Origin of the sequence: Thermodesulfobium acidiphilum, from assembly GCF_003057965.1 — a bacterium.
Taxonomy (GTDB): Bacteria; Thermodesulfobiota; Thermodesulfobiia; order Thermodesulfobiales; family Thermodesulfobiaceae; genus Thermodesulfobium; species Thermodesulfobium acidiphilum.
In genome coordinates, this window is record NZ_CP020921.1 from 664,458 (window position 1) to 681,303 (window position 16,846).

Annotated in this window: 19 protein-coding genes; 14 read left to right on the forward strand and 5 right to left on the reverse strand. The window is 32.5% G+C overall.

What is annotated here, in order from left to right; all coding sequences use genetic code 11:
• The first annotated feature begins 6 nt into the window (after positions 1–6).
• The 10 genes from tilS to speE all read left to right on the forward strand — a co-directional run bounded on the left by tilS (position 7) and on the right by speE (position 9,581).
• On the forward strand, positions 7–1,305 hold the full coding sequence (tilS, locus tag TDSAC_RS03475; RefSeq protein WP_108308897.1) for a tRNA lysidine(34) synthetase TilS: 1,299 nt from the start codon (positions 7–9) through the stop codon (positions 1,303–1,305).
• Positions 1,302–1,982: a DUF554 domain-containing protein gene (locus TDSAC_RS03480; RefSeq protein ID WP_199919896.1), complete on the forward strand. Its 681-nt coding sequence runs from the start codon at positions 1,302–1,304 to the stop codon at positions 1,980–1,982. Before tilS ends, TDSAC_RS03480 begins: the two co-directional genes overlap by 4 nt.
• Positions 1,979–2,509, forward strand: coding sequence for a hypoxanthine phosphoribosyltransferase (gene hpt, locus TDSAC_RS03485; RefSeq protein ID WP_108308899.1), 531 nt, complete (start codon positions 1,979–1,981; stop codon positions 2,507–2,509). The genes TDSAC_RS03480 and hpt overlap by 4 nt, the downstream gene beginning before the upstream one ends.
• 63 nt (positions 2,510–2,572) lie before the next feature.
• Positions 2,573–4,453, forward strand: coding sequence for an ATP-dependent zinc metalloprotease FtsH (ftsH, locus tag TDSAC_RS03490; RefSeq protein ID WP_108308900.1), 1,881 nt, complete (start codon positions 2,573–2,575; stop codon positions 4,451–4,453).
• A gap of 85 nt (positions 4,454–4,538) precedes the next feature.
• Complete coding sequence (locus TDSAC_RS03495) at positions 4,539–5,324, forward strand: septal ring lytic transglycosylase RlpA family protein (protein ID WP_108308901.1); 786 nt, start codon at positions 4,539–4,541, stop codon at positions 5,322–5,324.
• 39 nt (positions 5,325–5,363) lie between these two features.
• On the forward strand, positions 5,364–6,026 hold the full coding sequence (gene cysE / locus TDSAC_RS03500; protein WP_108308902.1) for a serine O-acetyltransferase: 663 nt from the start codon (positions 5,364–5,366) through the stop codon (positions 6,024–6,026).
• A gap of 2 nt (positions 6,027–6,028) precedes the next feature.
• A complete protein-coding gene (cysS, locus tag TDSAC_RS03505; RefSeq protein WP_108308903.1) occupies positions 6,029–7,498 on the forward strand; it encodes a cysteine--tRNA ligase in 1,470 nt (489 codons plus the stop codon).
• Complete coding sequence (locus TDSAC_RS03510) at positions 7,495–8,229, forward strand: TrmH family RNA methyltransferase (RefSeq protein WP_108308904.1); 735 nt, start codon at positions 7,495–7,497, stop codon at positions 8,227–8,229. The genes cysS and TDSAC_RS03510 overlap by 4 nt, the downstream gene beginning before the upstream one ends.
• 39 nt (positions 8,230–8,268) lie before the next feature.
• Entirely contained in the window at positions 8,269–8,733 is a 465-nt protein-coding gene (locus TDSAC_RS03515) for a pyruvoyl-dependent arginine decarboxylase (RefSeq protein WP_108308905.1), read from the forward strand.
• Positions 8,724–9,581 carry a polyamine aminopropyltransferase gene (speE, locus tag TDSAC_RS03520; RefSeq protein ID WP_108308906.1) on the forward strand — a complete coding sequence of 286 codons (858 nt, stop codon included), beginning with the start codon at positions 8,724–8,726 and terminating at the stop codon, positions 9,579–9,581. The genes TDSAC_RS03515 and speE overlap by 10 nt, the downstream gene beginning before the upstream one ends.
• Here the strand turns inward: speE and TDSAC_RS03525 are convergent.
• A complete protein-coding gene (locus TDSAC_RS03525) occupies positions 9,578–9,772 on the reverse strand; it encodes a CooT family nickel-binding protein (RefSeq protein WP_108308907.1) in 195 nt (64 codons plus the stop codon). The genes speE and TDSAC_RS03525 overlap by 4 nt on opposite strands.
• Before the next feature lie 2 nt (positions 9,773–9,774).
• On the reverse strand, positions 9,775–10,218 hold the full coding sequence (locus TDSAC_RS03530) for a DUF3842 family protein (RefSeq protein WP_108308908.1): 444 nt from the start codon (positions 10,216–10,218) through the stop codon (positions 9,775–9,777).
• 83 nt (positions 10,219–10,301) lie between these two features.
• Between TDSAC_RS03530 and TDSAC_RS03535 the strand changes: the two genes are divergently transcribed.
• Positions 10,302–11,249 (forward strand): carbohydrate kinase family protein, encoded by a 948-nt coding sequence (locus tag TDSAC_RS03535; RefSeq protein ID WP_199919897.1) that lies wholly within the window; start codon positions 10,302–10,304, stop codon positions 11,247–11,249.
• Here TDSAC_RS03535 and TDSAC_RS03540 read toward each other — a convergent pair.
• Positions 11,227–11,667 carry a hypothetical protein gene (locus tag TDSAC_RS03540; RefSeq protein WP_108308910.1) on the reverse strand — a complete coding sequence of 147 codons (441 nt, stop codon included), beginning with the start codon at positions 11,665–11,667 and terminating at the stop codon, positions 11,227–11,229. The two genes, TDSAC_RS03535 and TDSAC_RS03540, sit on opposite strands and share 23 nt — an antisense overlap.
• A 119-nt stretch (positions 11,668–11,786) precedes the next feature.
• On the opposite strand from TDSAC_RS03540, the gene aroF reads away from it, so the two are divergent.
• Genes aroF through aroA form a run of 3 tightly spaced genes read left to right on the forward strand, consistent with a single transcriptional unit; the run spans position 11,787 to position 14,932 of the window.
• On the forward strand, positions 11,787–12,797 hold the full coding sequence (gene aroF / locus TDSAC_RS03545; protein ID WP_108308911.1) for a 3-deoxy-7-phosphoheptulonate synthase: 1,011 nt from the start codon (positions 11,787–11,789) through the stop codon (positions 12,795–12,797).
• A gap of 6 nt (positions 12,798–12,803) precedes the next feature.
• Positions 12,804–13,649: a prephenate dehydrogenase gene (locus TDSAC_RS03550; protein ID WP_108308912.1), complete on the forward strand. Its 846-nt coding sequence runs from the start codon at positions 12,804–12,806 to the stop codon at positions 13,647–13,649.
• 2 nt (positions 13,650–13,651) lie between these two features.
• On the forward strand, positions 13,652–14,932 hold the full coding sequence (gene aroA, locus TDSAC_RS03555; RefSeq protein WP_108308913.1) for a 3-phosphoshikimate 1-carboxyvinyltransferase: 1,281 nt from the start codon (positions 13,652–13,654) through the stop codon (positions 14,930–14,932).
• Positions 14,933–14,940: 8 nt separating this feature from the next.
• Here aroA and TDSAC_RS03560 read toward each other — a convergent pair whose 3' ends face one another.
• Both TDSAC_RS03560 and TDSAC_RS03565 read right to left on the reverse strand, forming a co-directional pair.
• Complete coding sequence (locus TDSAC_RS03560) at positions 14,941–16,422, reverse strand: CCA tRNA nucleotidyltransferase (protein WP_108308914.1); 1,482 nt, start codon at positions 16,420–16,422, stop codon at positions 14,941–14,943.
• 36 nt (positions 16,423–16,458) lie between these two features.
• Positions 16,459–16,827: a helix-turn-helix domain-containing protein gene (locus TDSAC_RS03565; protein ID WP_108308915.1), complete on the reverse strand. Its 369-nt coding sequence runs from the start codon at positions 16,825–16,827 to the stop codon at positions 16,459–16,461.
• Positions 16,828–16,846 lie beyond the last annotated feature (19 nt).

Consider the following 16,846-nt stretch of genomic DNA (forward strand, 5'->3'; position numbering starts at 1 on the left):
TTTTTTATGTCTATTAGAACTGAAATAGACAAAATTGTTTATCATACCGATAATATTTTAAATAATTACAACCTTAAGCTTTCAAACCCATGTATAGCTATTTCAGGTGGTGCTGACTCTGTTTTTTTGGCTTTTATACTTTCGAAGTTGAAGTCGAAAGTTAACTTTATACTACTACACTTCGACCATGGGTGGCGAAAAAGGGATCTAATTTATGAAAGAAATTTAATAATCAATTATGCAGAAATATATAATTTTAGAGTTATTTTTGGTTCTTCAGAAAATATAGGAAAATTAAATGAAGAAAATGCAAGAAAAAGAAGATTTGCTTTTTTTTATAGCATTATGGATAAAATAAATTCGAATTCTTTGTTTACTGGACATAATCTGAATGATAGGTTTGAAACATTTTTGTGGAATATTTGTCGCGGAGCAGGTATAAGAGGGATACTATCTTTAAAAGAAGTTAGACAATTTGGGAAAATAAATATTATTAGCCCTTTGATACACGTAAAAAGGGATAAAATAAGGGCTTTTTGCGAGTATTTAAAGCTAGATTATATATCTGATATTTATAATGATGATATAAATTATAAAAGAGTATTTATCAGGAAAGAAATAACTCCGAGAATAGAAAGTATCTGGCAAAATTCTTTAGAACACTTTGATTCTTTTATTAGACTGGTAGAAGACGAAGATAATTACATTGAGAAGATTACAAACGAAATATACAAAGACGTTGTTCTTTCCATGCCTTGGGCTAGCATTATATTTATAAAAGAACTATTAAAATATGATGTTGCTTTGATTCGCAGGGTTATAAAACAATTCTTGCATTCTTTAAATGTATCTTATAGTTATAATGAAGTTAATTTATTATGTAAATTTCTACAAAAAGATGAAAGGATTCCTTTTCCTTCTTTTAAAGGTCTTGGGATTTATAAAAATAAAAATATCTTTTCTTTATATGACCGTTCTTTTGTAAACGGTTATAGTTGGGATAAAGTACCTAAAAACCTGGGTATATTTATTAATAATCCGCTAGAGAAAGAAATTTTTCTGGAAATCAGATTTTTTAAAAATTCTGATTATGTTATTTTAGATGGAAGAAAGGTTTATTTATATAACTTTTTTAACAAAAAAAACAAACTTTTTTACAAATTTGTCCCAATGATATTTTATAAAAACGTTCTCAAATGGGCTCCATTTGAATATTTTGATGAAGATTTCTTTAAAACTTATAATATTAAGATTTCTTTTGATGATTTTTTGGAGAAATTTAAATTATTGTGGAGGCAAAAGTGACTGGAACAATAATTAATGCTTTTTCAGTGATTATTGGTAGTAGTATAGGTCTAGTTATGGGTTCTCATCTGGCTGAAAGATACAAGAGTATAGTAATTAACGCAATAAGTCTGGTAACCCTTCTAATTGGATTAAAGTTATCGTTGGAGGTTAAAAGTATTTTTTTGGTCTTGATTTCTTTAATTTTAGGAGGTTTATTGGGAGAATTTATTTCGCTTGAGGGACTTATCGAAAGGCTGGGTGATTATGTGAGCAAAAAAGTGCAGAAAGGTGATGTTGTAAATGCCTTTATGAGTGCCAGTTTATTATTTTGTGTTGGCCCAATGAGCATACTGGGATCCATTCAGGACGGTCTAAAGGGCGATTATTCAATATTATTATTAAAGTCGGCTCTTGATGGTGTGTCTAGTTTATTTCTTGCTTCATCTTTAGGAATTGGGGTTTTTTTCTCTTTTATAACTATTCTTATTTATCAAGGTTCGTTAACCCTTTTTGCAAGTGCTCTTTCTGGGATATTTAGTGATATAAAAATTGCCAATAACTTTTATGCAACAGGTGGTATTTTGTTGATTGGTATTGGCTTCAATTTGTTAGGTTTAACAAAAATTAAAACAATTAATTATATATTTGCTCTGGTATTAATAGTTATTTTTTCAAAATTTGGAGGAGTATTGTGAAGGAACACGAGCTAAAAATTTTGATAAAAAGAGATGAGATTGCAAAAGCCGTTGAATCATTGGCAAAAAGGATCGATAGTGATTATTTTGGTAAAAAAATTTTATTGGTAGGGGTATTAAAGGGTGCTGCTTTCTTTCTTGTAGATTTAGCAAGATCGATGTCTGTGCCATTAGAAATAGATTTTGTAGAAGTATCAAGCTATGGTAATAAAAGTAAAAGTTCTGGAAAAATTAAATTAATAAAAGATATAAAAAAGGATTTGACTGATTACCATGTTTTAATTGTTGAAGACATTTTAGATTCAGGACTTACTCTACAATATCTTATAGATTTTTTTAAACAAAAAAATCCTTTAAGCGTAAAATCTGTGGTGTTGTTTTATAAGATAAAAGATGATAACTATAAAAGGTCTGATGTAGATTATTTCGGATTAAAAATTCCAGATTATTTCGTTGTTGGGTATGGATTAGATTATGCTGAGAAATATCGGAATTTAAGGGATTTGTACGTGATTTATTTTGTTTGACACTTATACATAAAAAAAGATACAATATTTAACTAACATTTTTTAAAAAGGGGATATGAATTTTTGAAAATAACAAAGAGTGTTACGTTTTATCTTATAATTTTGTTAATAGTAGTGGTTTTAACAGTAGTTTTAAGTAGCGGTAAAAAGGTTACAAATCAGGAACTGTCATATACAGAATTCATGGATAGGGTAAATCAAGAAGATGTGAGAAGAGTAACTATTTCCTCTTCTCAAAACGTAATCAACGGTAAATTAAAGGATGGCACTTCGTTTACTGTTTATTATCCTCAAAACGATCCTACTTTGATTAAAACTCTGAGAGACAAAAAGGTAGATATCAGAGTTGAACCACCTAGTGATAATGGTTGGTGGGTTTCAGTGCTCACTCAATTGTTTCCTATTTTAATACTAATTGGTTTCTGGCTTTTTATGTTAAAACAGGCACAGGGTGGAGCAAGTCAGGCTATGTCCTTTGGAAAATCAAGGGCAAAACTTTTCCATCAAGAAAAGACTAAGACAACTTTTAAAGATGTTGCTGGAGCAGATGAGGCGAAGCAAGAACTTGAGGAAATTATTGACTTTCTAAAAAATCCTGCGCCTTTTAGGGCTATGGGGGCAAAAATCCCTAGAGGGGTTCTTTTGGTTGGACCGCCTGGGTGTGGCAAGACTCTTCTGGCTAGAGCGGTAGCTGGAGAGGCAAAAGTTCCATTTTTTAGTATATCTGGTTCAGATTTTGTTGAAATGTTTGTAGGGGTTGGCGCTTCACGTGTAAGAGACCTTTTTGAACAGGCGAAAAATCAATCGCCATGCATAATTTTTATTGACGAGATCGATGCTGTAGGTAGACAAAGAGGAGCTGGTCTTGGAGGAGGTCATGACGAAAGAGAACAGACTCTTAACCAATTGCTTGTTGAAATGGATGGGTTTGAAGTTGATGAGACTATTATAGTTATGGCAGCTACAAATAGACCTGATGTTCTGGATCCTGCGCTTTTAAGACCAGGGAGATTTGACAGACATGTTACAGTTGATAGGCCGGATTTATTGGGCAGGAAACAAATATTAGAAGTTCATCTGGCCGGCAAACCTATAGAAGAAGAAGTTAAGGTTGATATACTTGCAAAAAGAACGCCTGGATTTGCAGGGGCTGATCTTGCTAATTTAGTTAATGAAGCTGCTCTACTTGCTGCCAGAAAGGGCAAAAAAACTATTTCAATGGCTGAATTTGAGGATGCAATTGATAGAATAGTGGCTGGTATCGAAAAGAGAAGTAGGGTTATTTCTGAAAAGGATAAAAAGATAATTGCTTTCCATGAAGCCGGTCATGCATTGGTGGCGCACAACCTTCCTGGAACAGATCCAATTCATAAAATTTCTATTATACCAAGGGGAATGGCATTGGGTTATACTTTACAGCTTCCCGGAGAAGATAGATATCTGATTAGTAAGACAGAGCTTATTAATAATATTTGCGTACTTTTGGGGGGAAGGGCTGCTGAAGAAATTATCTTTAAAGAAGTTACAACTGGTGCACAAAATGACCTTCAGAGGGCTACAGAACTTGCAAGAAAGATGGTTATGGAATATGGCATGAGCGAGCATTTAGGTCCAAGAACCTGGGGTAAGAGAAGTGAAAATGTTTTTATGGGCAGAGACCTTTTTGAAACGAAGAACTATAGTGAAAATATGGCAAATGAAATAGATCTTGAAGTTCAAAGAATTGTAGAGAATTGCTATGAGAATTCAAAAAATATACTGTTAAGCGTATATGATACTTTGAACAAAATTGCTATGAAACTTATTGAAAATGAGACGCTTCAGGGAGATACTCTTTTAGATTACCTAAATGGAAAGTTTGAAGAGGAGAAAAGTGATAATGGATCTAAAATTGTAGAAAACAAATCAGGCGATAATGCTTTGAATGAAAACAAGAATATATAATGAGGACAAGAATATATAAAGAAAGTTAATATATTTTAATTAAAATTTGAAAGAAGGCGAAAATTTAGTTAGAGGAGGAAGTTTTATGAAATTAAGAGGCTTGTTCTTTTTGTTCTTTATGTTGATATTGTTTAATTTATTGTTTGCAGTTTTTTGTATGGGCTGTAGAGCTTCAGAAACGAAAACTATTGGAATTGTTAAAGAAAACATAATACCTCCAAAAGGAATTCAGATCTTTGTTAACGATCATGAAGTTTTAACTTTAAAATCATTCGATAATGAAAGTTTTGAAAGGATTAAACAAGAGGCAGATACAATTTCCAGCGCTATAAATCATTATTTTGGCTCATCAAATGTTTCATACGATCCATCTGATATAAGGTTTCTAACTGAAAACAAGTATTTTTGTTGTTATATAGGTGATGATTTGGCTTTTAAGATAGATAGGAGTCAAGCCTTTTTACAGAATTTAGCTGATAGTGATATCACAGGTATGTGGCTTACAAACTTGCAAAGGTCACTAGGATACGATATGGGTGATGATCACAGAATTTTATATGGACATAAATATTATTCGAAAGAATTCATTCAAGAGGGTATAGCATCATGGTACGGAAGTAACTTAGCAGGTAGGCGCATGTCGAATGGGGAGATATTTGATCCTTATGATCTTACTGCAGCTCATAGATGGCTCCCACTTGGATCGATTGTTCTTGTGACCAATGAAAACAATGGTAAGAGTGTCATAGTAACGATAACAGATAGAATGGGAAGTACAAGCAGGGCGATAGATTTGTCTGAAGGAGCAGCTGAAAAGATCGGTATGATCAGTTCAGGCCTTGCTCCAGTAAAAATTGAGCTACTTAAATAAGTTGATAGTGTATATTATTTATACTAATAGTTGAAAAAATTGTTTAAAACTTTAAAAGAAGACATAAATACAGTATTTGAGCGAGACCCTGCTGCCAAAAACATTTTTGAAGTGTTATTTTGTTATCCCGGTTTACACGCTATATGGCTTCATAGGTTTTCACACTTCTTATGGGTTAAACGAATACCGTTTTTTCCACGTTTAATTTCTCAAATTTCGCGAGCACTTACTGGTATTGAAATACACCCTGGTGCAATCATAGGAAAGAGATTTTTCATTGATCATGGTATGGGCGTTGTAATAGGTGAAACTACTGAAATAGGCGATGACGTAACAATGTATCAATATGTAACTTTGGGTGGGACAGGTAAGGAGAAAGGAAAAAGACACCCTACCATAGGGAATAATGTAGTAATCGGAGCGGGGGCAATAGTTCTTGGACCCATTACAATTGGCGATAATGTAAGAATAGGTGCTGGAGCAGTGGTGATAAAAGCTGTTCCTGAAAATTCAACAGTAGTAGGGAATCCTGGAAGGGTAGTAGTAAGAAATGGAATAAAGGCAAAAATATCACAATTAGATCACAACATGTTACCAGATCCTTTAAAAGAATATCTAATTAAGCAGGATCAAAAGATAATGGAATTAGAAAATGAAATCATGAAACTTAAAAAAACTTTAGATTTGGAGGTAAAATCTTAACTTTGTTAAACAATCAAATATATCTCTATAATACATTAACAAAAAGAAAAGAAAAGTTTTTACCAATAGAGAATAGAAAGATTAGAATGTATGTTTGTGGTGTTACAGTCTATGATTATTGTCATCTAGGACATGGAAGATCTTATGTAGTCTGGGATGTCTGGAAAAGATTTTTTTTGAGCCAGGGATTTGATGTATTTCATATTCAAAATTTTACTGATATTGATGACAAAATAATAAAAAGATCGAAAGAGGAAAAAATTGATTGGAAAGAACTTACAAATAAATTTATAGATGCATATTTTGAAGATATGGATAAATTAAATGTTTTAAGAGCGACCCTTTATCCAAAAGCTACTGATTATATTGATGATATGATTAAAATAATTATTGGTTTAATAGAAAAGGGTTATGCCTATAAAGCTGGTGAAGATATAGTCTTTTCTATAAAGAAATTCAAAGACTATGGAAAATTATCTGGAAAATCTATAGACGATTTAATTAAAAACTATAGAGTTGATTCATCATCTTACAAAGAAAATCCTTTGGATTTTGTGTTATGGAAAGCATCAAAGCCAGGTGAGCCTTTTTGGGAAAGCCCATTTGGGCAAGGGAGGCCAGGATGGCACATAGAATGTTCTGCAATGTCTCTGAAACACTTCGGTTCTCCATTTGATATTCATGCTGGTGGGCAAGATTTAATTTTTCCTCATCACGAAAATGAAATTGCACAATCAGAGGGTTTTACTGGGAAAAAATTTGTAAATTATTGGTTGCATAATGGCTTTGTTACTATATCTGGAGAAAAAATGTCAAAATCTCTTGGAAATTTTAAAACCTTAAGAGATATTTATCAGGAATATGATCCGATGGTTTTAAGGCTTTTTATACTGAGTAGCCATTATAGAAGCCCAGTTGTATTTAATTTAGAAAATTTAATGGCTGCGAAAGAGGCTTGGGATAAAATTAAAAATGCTGTTGACGTATGTTCTTCTCTCGGGCTTATAGGAGAGCTTAAAGTAGCTTTGCCAAATAATTTTATTGCCGCTTTGTGTGACGATCTAAATACTCCGTTAGCTATTTCTTATATTTTTGAAAAAGTTAGACTTATTAATTCGCTTGTAGATAGTTATTTGAAATCACAAGCAACGGATGTGAAAAGCACTGTTTCTTCTAATATAAGTGAGGTTTTGTCTATGATTGAAATATTGGGTCTAAAGTATAAGCCTGATGTTTTATTTTATTCTAAAGAACAGTTGTCTAAAGAATTTGGCTCTTATAATTCTACTGAAGTAAATTTTGAATCATTTGATGAACTTACTACTGAAAACATTTTTAAACTTCTGAGTTTTAGAGAGTTTTTAAAAAAGAGAGAATTATATGAAAGTGCTGATAAAATAAGGGACTTTTTAAATAAAAAAGGAATTGTAATAGAAGATTTGCCAGGAGGCATAAGAGTAAAAAAAAGATGAAAAGTGATCTTGTGATTGGTGTACATCCTGTTATTAACGCTATTAAAGAAGGAATAGAATTTAGAGAATTGCTTATTGCTAGAAATAAGAGACTGCCATTTATAGAAGAGTTTTTAGAAAAAAATAAAGACAAAAGATCTCTTGTTATTTATAAGAATCTTTCAGAAATTGAAAGACTTTTCCCTAATTCCCAAGGAATAGTAATGTTTATAAAGAGATTTGAATATGCAGATGAGGAAGAAACTGTTCTTAATGCTATAAAGTCTAAAAAGGTTCTTTTAGCTTTTTCTGGTATTATGGACGTGCGTAATATTGGTGCTGTAGCTAGAACTGCTCAAGCATCTGGTCTGGTGGGAGGAATAATTTTACCAAAACATAGATCGCTTGATATTACTCCTGCTGCTATCAAGGCATCTACGGGCTCACTCTTAAACATACCGGTAGTGCGACTCAGCAATTTAAGATACTTTGTAAAGGATCTAAAAAAAAGAGGCGTGAACGTTATTGGTGTGGAAAAGAAAGGATCAATTAGGTATGATATGTTGAAATACGATCTTCCTATTTGTTGCGTTTTTGGTTCGGAATCTAAATCGCTTTCTGATGTTTTTCTACGAGATCTCGATCAGAGCGTATATATTCCTATGGCTAGTGATTTCAACTCTTTAAATTTATCTGTAGCCTCTAGTATTTTGTTATACGAAATATTTAGGCAAAAGAATTTTGAGTTATAATATTATCCTTGATAATTTATTTTAAGGAGGAATTTTTTAATGCTACCAATACCAACAAAGTACTTTATCTCTTTTGGAAGTTGTAATGCTGATCACCCTCTTAACGCATTTGATGGCGCACTCCTTTCTGCTGGAGTAGGGAATACTAACCTTGTAAGAGTTAGTAGTATTTTGCCACCGTCTGCTGTGGAAGTAAAGAATTTAGCTTTACCTTATGGCGCGCTAGTTCCTATTGCTTATGCGAGCAAGGTAAGTACAAATAAGGGGGAAAGAATTGCAGCAGCAGCTGGCATTGGAATACCTAAAGATCCAAGCCTTCCTGGTTTAATAATGGAGTATAGTTGTTCTGGAAGCAAAGAGGAAGCTGAAAAAACAGTATTAGAAATGGTTGAAGAGGGTTTTGCAATGAGAGGTTTTAAGCTTTTAGAAAAGAAGGCTGTGACTACGGATATTGTAGTAGAGAAAGCTGCATGTGCCTTCGCTTGTGTGGTCCTATGGTATTAGGAGATAATAATACACCAATTTTTCAATTCAAAGAAGAACATCTTCCAGGTTCTGGCATATATTTTGATGTGATTGATATACTCTTTAGTGCGCATTCGAAATATCAAAGAATTGAAGTATTTCAAACTGCTAGTTATGGTAGAGTTCTTCTTGTAGACGGAAAAGTAATGCTTACTGAAAGAGATGAGTTTATCTATCATGAGATGTTAACTCACGTTCCATTGAGTTTATCAGATAAAATTAAAAATGTTCTAATTATTGGAGGAGGAGATGGTGGTTCTGCAAGGGAGTGTTTAAAATATAAAAATATTAAACGCATAAAACAAGTTGAAATTGATGAAATGGTTGTAGAAGTGAGCAAAAAATTTTTTCCTACTCTGTCAAGTGCTTTTAGTGATCCTAGATTTGAACTTTGTATTTGTGATGGAATAAATTTTGTTAGACAGACTTCAGAAAAGTTTGACTTTGTTATAGTTGATTCAACTGATCCGATAGGGCCTGCTATTGGTTTATTTGAGGGCGAGTTTTTTGAAAACATAAAAAAAATTCTAACTCCTGAGGGTATTTTGGTTTTTCAGCTTGAATCTCCATGGTGTCATTTGGAATTTATTAGCGAAGTTAGCAAAAAAGTCAAAAATATCTTTCCGATTTTTAAAAATTATATTGCATTTATACCAACTTATCCTTCTGGGTTGTGGAGTTTTGGTTTTGCATCCTTTAAAATAGATCCGATAAAGGAATTGCAAAGTGATATATCTATTAGCGGTTTAAAATACTATACATCAGAGATTCACAAGGCATCCTTTGCACTTCCTAAATTTTTTAAAAATTCTGTAAGAGATATTTAAATTTTTTGAAAGATTATTTTATGTTGTAACAGGTTTATTTCAAGTAGTTTTGCATGTATTTCTTTTTGTTCGCCAAAAATATTAACTAGAAACCACAAGTTATCTTCTTCTGGTTTTAAGAGTGCAACGTCTTTAAGGATTAAAGTTTCTTCGCATTCCTGATTTTTATAAAAAGCACTGGCTTCACACATTTTTAGCTCGTCCTTTCGATATAATTTTTTAGACGCAAAACTGCGTCTTCAACTTGGTGGGGGAGGGGTTCTTGCTGGGTAAGAGCAATATCTATATTTGATTGATTAATAGGTAAAAGAATTTTTACTGCTTTTGATTTTGCAACAGCTTCCGACATTTTTTGGGTGAATTCTCCCATCATAGAATCGGCTACTAAAATACTAATTGAACCAAGTATATAATCAGCTTCTGGAACATTCTTTATTATTGCGTTTTCACCTGATGCACCTTTATTTGCTTTTGCTTTAAGCATATTTACTGTGGCAAATGCATTTGTTCCTAGCGCAATTATTTCTATATTTTCAATAATTTCTGATAAAATTTCTCTAATTTTTAGCACTATTTGTTGACCTATTCCGCCACCTTGTCCATCAACTATAGCTATTTTTATGATATTTTTTTCCATTTACCCTCCTTTTTAGCTTCTTTTATTATAACAAATTTTGTTTTATAATGTACAAGAATTATAAAAAATAATTGGGAGGATTATTGATTTTTTGTGTTGGAACCATAGTATTTGATACTATACTTGTAGTTAAAAAGTTAGCATTGGTTAACGATGCAGTTGTAGCTGATGAATACAAAAGGACTTTTGGTGGAGCTGCTGCAAATTGTGCTGTTACAATAAAAAAATTATCTATAGAATCAGGCCTTATTTCTGTTGTAGGAAATAATGATTTTCACCACGGATATGAGGGTTATCTTAAAGATTTAATGATAGATACGAAATTTGTATTCAAAGTTCCAGATGGATATTCTCCAAGAAGCATATTGATTACAAGAGTGCCCGATGGTGCTCAACAAATTTACTTTTATGAGGATAAAATAAACTATGAAAAAATTTTAGAATCGAATATTTCAAATATATTAAATAATTTAGATAAATGTAAAATACTACACTTTACTACTGGGTATTATGATTTTTATAAGAAATTCTTAATAAAGTTAAAGGATAGTAAAAAGGATATAGTAATAAGTTTTGACCCAGGGCAACAAACCTTGACTCAACCTGAAAAAGTGATTGAAATACTGCCGTATGTTGATTTTCTGTTTATGAATGAATTTGAAAACAAAAAATTATGCGATGTTTTAAACGTTGATAATATTATGAAATATAAAAAGTTCAAGCTTTCTTGTGTAAGTTTAGGTAAGAATGGATGTGAGATTTTTTATAACGGAGTAAATTATAAAATTCCAGCTATTCCTCCAGAAAAATTCGTAGACTCTACAGGAGCAGGAGATAGCCACAGAGGCGCTTTTTTGGCTTCATATCTTATGGGATTTGAGTTTATTGATTGTGCTTATATAGCGGCCTCTGTATCATCTTTTGTTTTAGAAAGAGACGGGGCTCAAACCAATTTGCCAAACCTTGATATGGCAATTGAAAGAGCTAAAAGATTCACTAATTCAAGTTTTAAAGTTTTACATCAATCATAGCTGAGACACCGACTCCCAATACCCTGTGAAACTGTAGTGGATTAAGAGAGTCAGATGGTATTAGAGCTTTAATTCTAAACTTATCATTGCTAAAATTAAATTCTAACTGCATAACAGCTTGTACTGTTTGTACTCTTTCGGCAGGGCCGGAAACCTGTGCTGCACCAACATATGTACCGTTCCCTATTGATATAATTGGTACAACTTTTGTCATTTCCTGAGTAGATATGTTTCTGTTCATAAGGACTGTGTTAATAAAATCATTTATCTGTCTGCCGAAAATTTTGACTGCTATTGCAATTCCCCCACCTTCTAAGATGCTACCTAGATTGAATGCATAAAGTTTTGCAGGCGATAGAAGGAATAGGCTGCAAATTAAAGCTGCAATGGTAACCCTTTGGAAAATGAATTTTCTCATTTTATCCCTCCTTTTGTTTATATTATATTCTAACTTAGATTACAAATAAATTAAATCTTTGACAAAAGCATAAATTTTTTATAGTATTTTTAAATCAGTTTTATATGGAGGTAATTTTTATGATTATTGTAATGAAACCGTCAGCAAGTGAAGAAGAGATTAATAGAGTAGTTGAAAAGTTAAAGAGTTTAGGTTTTGGAGTTCATCTTTCGAGGGGAGAGGTTCATACTATAATCGGTGCAATTGGAGACAAAAAGTTGCTAGTCGAGCCTATTGAAGTGTTACCTGGAGTTTCTGAGGTTATACCTGTGAGGAAGCCGTATAAAAGGGCTAGTAGAGAATTTCATCCTCTGGATACTATCATAGATATGAAAGACTTTAAAATAGGTGGAAAACAGCTAGTGATTATGGCTGGCCCGTGTGCTGTTGAAAGTAGAGAGCTATCCTTCGAAGTGGCAAAAGCGATTAAAAGTTTTGGAGCCAATATTTTAAGAGGAGGCGCATTTAAACCAAGATCTAGCCCATATTCTTTCCAGGGGTTGGGAGAAGAAGGACTGAAATATCTTAGAGAAGCTGCTGATGAGTATGGCTTAAAGGTCGTTACAGAGGTAATGGACACCAGAGATGTCGAGTTGGTTGCTTCTTATGCTGACATACTTCAAGTAGGGACAAGGAATATGCAAAATTTTCCATTGTTAAGAGAAATAGGTGGGTGTTCAAAACCTGTTTTATTAAAAAGAGGGCTATCCTCATCAATTGAAGAATGGTTATTAGCTGCGGAATACATTTTAGCTGAAGGAAACCAGGACGTAATTATGTGTGAAAGAGGTATTAGAACTTTTGAGAAATATACAAGGAATACTCTTGACTTAAGCGCTGTTCCTCTGATAAAACAGCTTAGTCATCTCCCAATAATTGTCGATCCAAGCCATGCTACAGGAAAGAGATCTCTTGTAGCTCCGATGGCTAGAGCTGCAATTGCTTCTGGAGCAGATGGGTTAATGATAGAGGTTCATCCAAGGCCAGAAGAAGCCCTGTCAGATGGTCCTCAATCTCTCAATTTGAGTGAGTTTGAAACGCTTATGAATGAAATTCGACCAATAGCAAAAGTATTGAATAGAACGTTGTAAAGTATAATGGATTTTAAAAATATTTGTATCATAGGGCTTGGTCTTATTGGGGGTTCTCTAGCTAAGGCTTTTGCTTCCAATGGGTATAAAGTTTATGGCTACGATTCAAATATAGATACTATAAATCTTGCTAAATCTGATAGATTTTTTAGCCATTTGAACGATAAATTGGACTCTAATATTTCTAATTGTGATCTTGTTTTTGTATGTGTAAATATTGAAGAAACTCTAAATGCATTTAAGACTCTTATGCCATATCTTAAAAACAATTGTATTGTGTGCGACGTAGCTAGCGTAAAATCTCATTTTTTTAATGAAGTTGTTAAAATTATTCCTAAAGAAATTAACTTTATAAGTACTCATCCAATGGCTGGCACACAATATAGTGGATATAAGAATTCGTTTAAAGAAATTTTTTTTGATAGACCATTTTTAATAATAAGAAACGAGAATGCTAAACATTTGGTTGATGAGCTTGGTAATTTTTTGAAAATTAATCTAAGAGTTAATATTCAATTAATTAGTATTGATGAGCATGATAGTCTTGTTTCTTTAATTAGTCATTTACCTATGTTTGTAGCCCTATCTTTATCGAGCACCCTAAGGAAATATAATGAAGTTTTCCCATATTTAAATTTGGTTGCTGGTCCTGGTTTTAAGGATACTTCTAGATTAGCGCTTCAGGATCCAAATTTTACTTATTCAATATTTAAATTCAACAGGAAAGAGGTTTTGAGAGCTATTAATTCATATATTGATACCTTATCCTCTCTTAAAGAATCATTTGAGAAAGATATAGAAAGATTTAGATCAGAAATTGTGGCAGCTAAAGAATTTAGAGGGAGGTTTTAGAGTTGAAAATTTCAGGGAAATTAAAAAAATTTTCTTCAGAAATTTCAGTTCCTTCTGATAAATCTATTACTCATAGACTTTTTATCTTTGCTCTATCAAGCAAAAAAGAATCCGTTATTAGAAATCCATTACTTGGTGCTGATACTTTGTCAACATTAACAATTGTTGAACAACTTGGAGGAAAGGTTGAAAGACAAGAAAAAATAATTATTATTAAGGGGAAGGGTTTAAGAGATTTTGATGAACCAACAGATATTTTAAACTGTGGAAACTCTGGAACTACAATAAGGCTTTTTTCGGGCTTATTGGCTTCAGAAAGAAAAGGTTTATTTATTTTAACTGGGGATAATTCTTTAAGAAACAGACCAATGGGCAGAATAATAAGGCCATTATCTATTATGGGGGCCAATATATTCTCAAGAAAAAACTTTTTGGCACCTTTAGCAATTGTTGGAAATAAAAGTGGCCTTAATGGAATTAATTATGAAATGCCTATTTCAAGCGCACAGTTAAAGTCGTGTCTGATCTTAGCTGGACTAAAAGCCAATTCTGATAGTATTATTGTTGAGCCATTTCCTTCTAGAGATCATACCGAGCTTATTTTGTCTTATTTGGGTATTAATATAAAAAAAATAAATAATTCAATATACGTTTATCCCTCGGAAGATCTCAACCCTTTTGATCTGACTGTTCCGGGAGATCCTTCATCTGCAGCATTTTTTGTGGTTCTTGCAATATTAATACCCGGATCTAAATTACTAGTAAGAGAAGTTTGTCTTAATCCCTTAAGGATAGGTTATATTGAGGTACTTAAAAGAATGGGAGCAAAAATAACTCTTGAATATAGTTCTTTTAGCCCTGAACCAATTGGAAACATTTTTGTGGAAGGAACGGAAAAGTTAACTGCTACGAATATCTTTCCAGAAGAGGTGCCTAAAATTATTGATGAAATACCCATCATTTCAATTGCTATGGCGTTAGCTGAAGGTAAGAGTGAAATTTCAGGTGCATTTGACTTGAGAAAGAAAGAAAGCGATAGAATAAATGCAATATGTTTTAACTTGAAAAATATGGGGATTAAGGTTACAGAAAAAGAAGATGGTTTCATTGTAGAAGGCCCAAATGAAATTAGGTCTTCAAATATCAAAACTTTTGACGATCACAGAATAGCAATGGCTTTTACCATTGCAGCACTTTTGGCGGATGGAGAAAGTCAAATAGATAATCCCTCATGTTGCTCGATTTCTTTCCCAGATTTCTATGATAAATTAAAAGAGTTGTAAAATAAAAATTACTTTTTAATTTTCAAATTGTTGAATTTTTCTAAAAGAAATGCTTTTGCATCTTCTTCATCTTTAACTTCCCCTCTGATCATAGCACCTTTTAGCATTTTTAATGCTATGCCAACTGTAGGTCCTGGTTCTAAATTTAATAGTTTCATTATCTCTTTTCCATTTAATGGCAACTTCTTGGGGGGTTCGTAGTAAAGAGAAGTTTTAATTATTTTTTTGTATAACTTATATCTTTCTAATATATAGGAAAGAGTAATCTTCTGCCCCCTGCTAGATAGCCTGTCTGCCAGGCTAAGAAGAGTAATATTAACGGTATAAGGATATGTTTTGCTTAAAAATTTTAATATGTGAGCTTCAGGATTTTCTGATGGTATAAATATTGGTTGCATATGATTCTTAACTAAATGTTTTAGTTCTTTTATCTCTGACTTTGACAGTCTCATTCTTCTAGCAATTTTTTCAACTATTATAGAGCCTTCCTGATCATGATTAAGAAAGCTTGTTTTGTTGGAATCTAGTTTCATAGTTATCGGTTTTCCAACGTCGTGTAAGAGAGTGGCTAGTTTTAATAATTGTATATTTTTTCTGCCACCACCTATTATGTGATTTAGGTAATAAGTAAGTTTTTCTAATATATCTTGCCAGATAGGAGATTTGAAGAGCAAAATTCTCTCTAGGCATCTAAGTGCTTCAAAAGAATGTTCAAGACCATTTAAATGATGAAATCTTTGAGGTTCTGCACTTACTTTTTCAAGTAGTGTCAACTCTGGAAATATTATTTTCAATATTCCCGCCTTCCAAAGATTATAAAGAACGTCAGCAGAATTTTTTAGTGCTAAAATTTTGAAAATTTCATCTCGAACCCTTTCTGAGGGAACTTGAGATATTAAAGGAGCTTGTTCCATAATCAAAATGCTTGTTCTTTCATCTAATTGGAAGTTCATTTCAGCAACAAATCTATAAGCTCTAATAAGCCTTACAGGGTCTTTGATAAAAGCAAGGTCGCTAGTTAATCTAATTCTTTTGTTAATTAAGTCTCTAATTCCTTCGGCAGAGTCGAAAAGAGCTCCATCGCTCATTCTTATAGCCATTGAGTTTATTGTAAAATCTCTTTCTAATAAATCTTCTTGTAGATTGCTACCCTTTGGTTCTGATATATCTATCTGCAGACCTTCTTTTATTATACGTATTGTTTTTGAGGAATAGTTAGCACCCTTAAGAAAGAAAAACTTTCCTCCTAAATTATTAACTAGTAATTTGGCTATGTCTGATACAGATCCCTCAGAAACGAGGAAATCGTAATCGTTTATTTCCTTGCCAATTAATAAATCTCTAACTGCTCCTCCAACTAAAAAAACATTCTCATAAGCATTGTTGTCTAACAGGAAATGAATTTTATTAAGCAAATTATTTTTTTCTATTAATTCTTTTAAAGAAGTTATTTTGTCTCCCCCTCTTTTGTTTATATTTACAATATTCAAAAAACATCTAAATTATAAAACATAATTTTGAAAAAATCAATTTTTTGATTTGTCTGCTTTTTCCCAATTTTCGAGTTTGAATTTTACAAAATCCAAGATACTTTTTTGCTCTTCTTTTGATAGAACCTTTAAAGCGTAGAACATCATGCTAAATTCGGGCTCTTCGGAAAACTTTTTTGTTAAATCATCTGTGATATAGCCTGCTCTTAAATATAAGTCTAATTCGTCTATTCCAAGAACTGATGCTATATTTTTCAAAACTTTTGGAGATGGAGGAGGCATTTTTCCTGATTCAAGCTTGTTTACATAACCAGGATCTATCCCTGATAACAAAGCAAGCCTTCTCTGATTAATGCCTTTTTGAATTCTTGCTTCCTTTAAAAATTTACCGAATTCATTTGTCAAATTCGTTCACCTCTTTGTT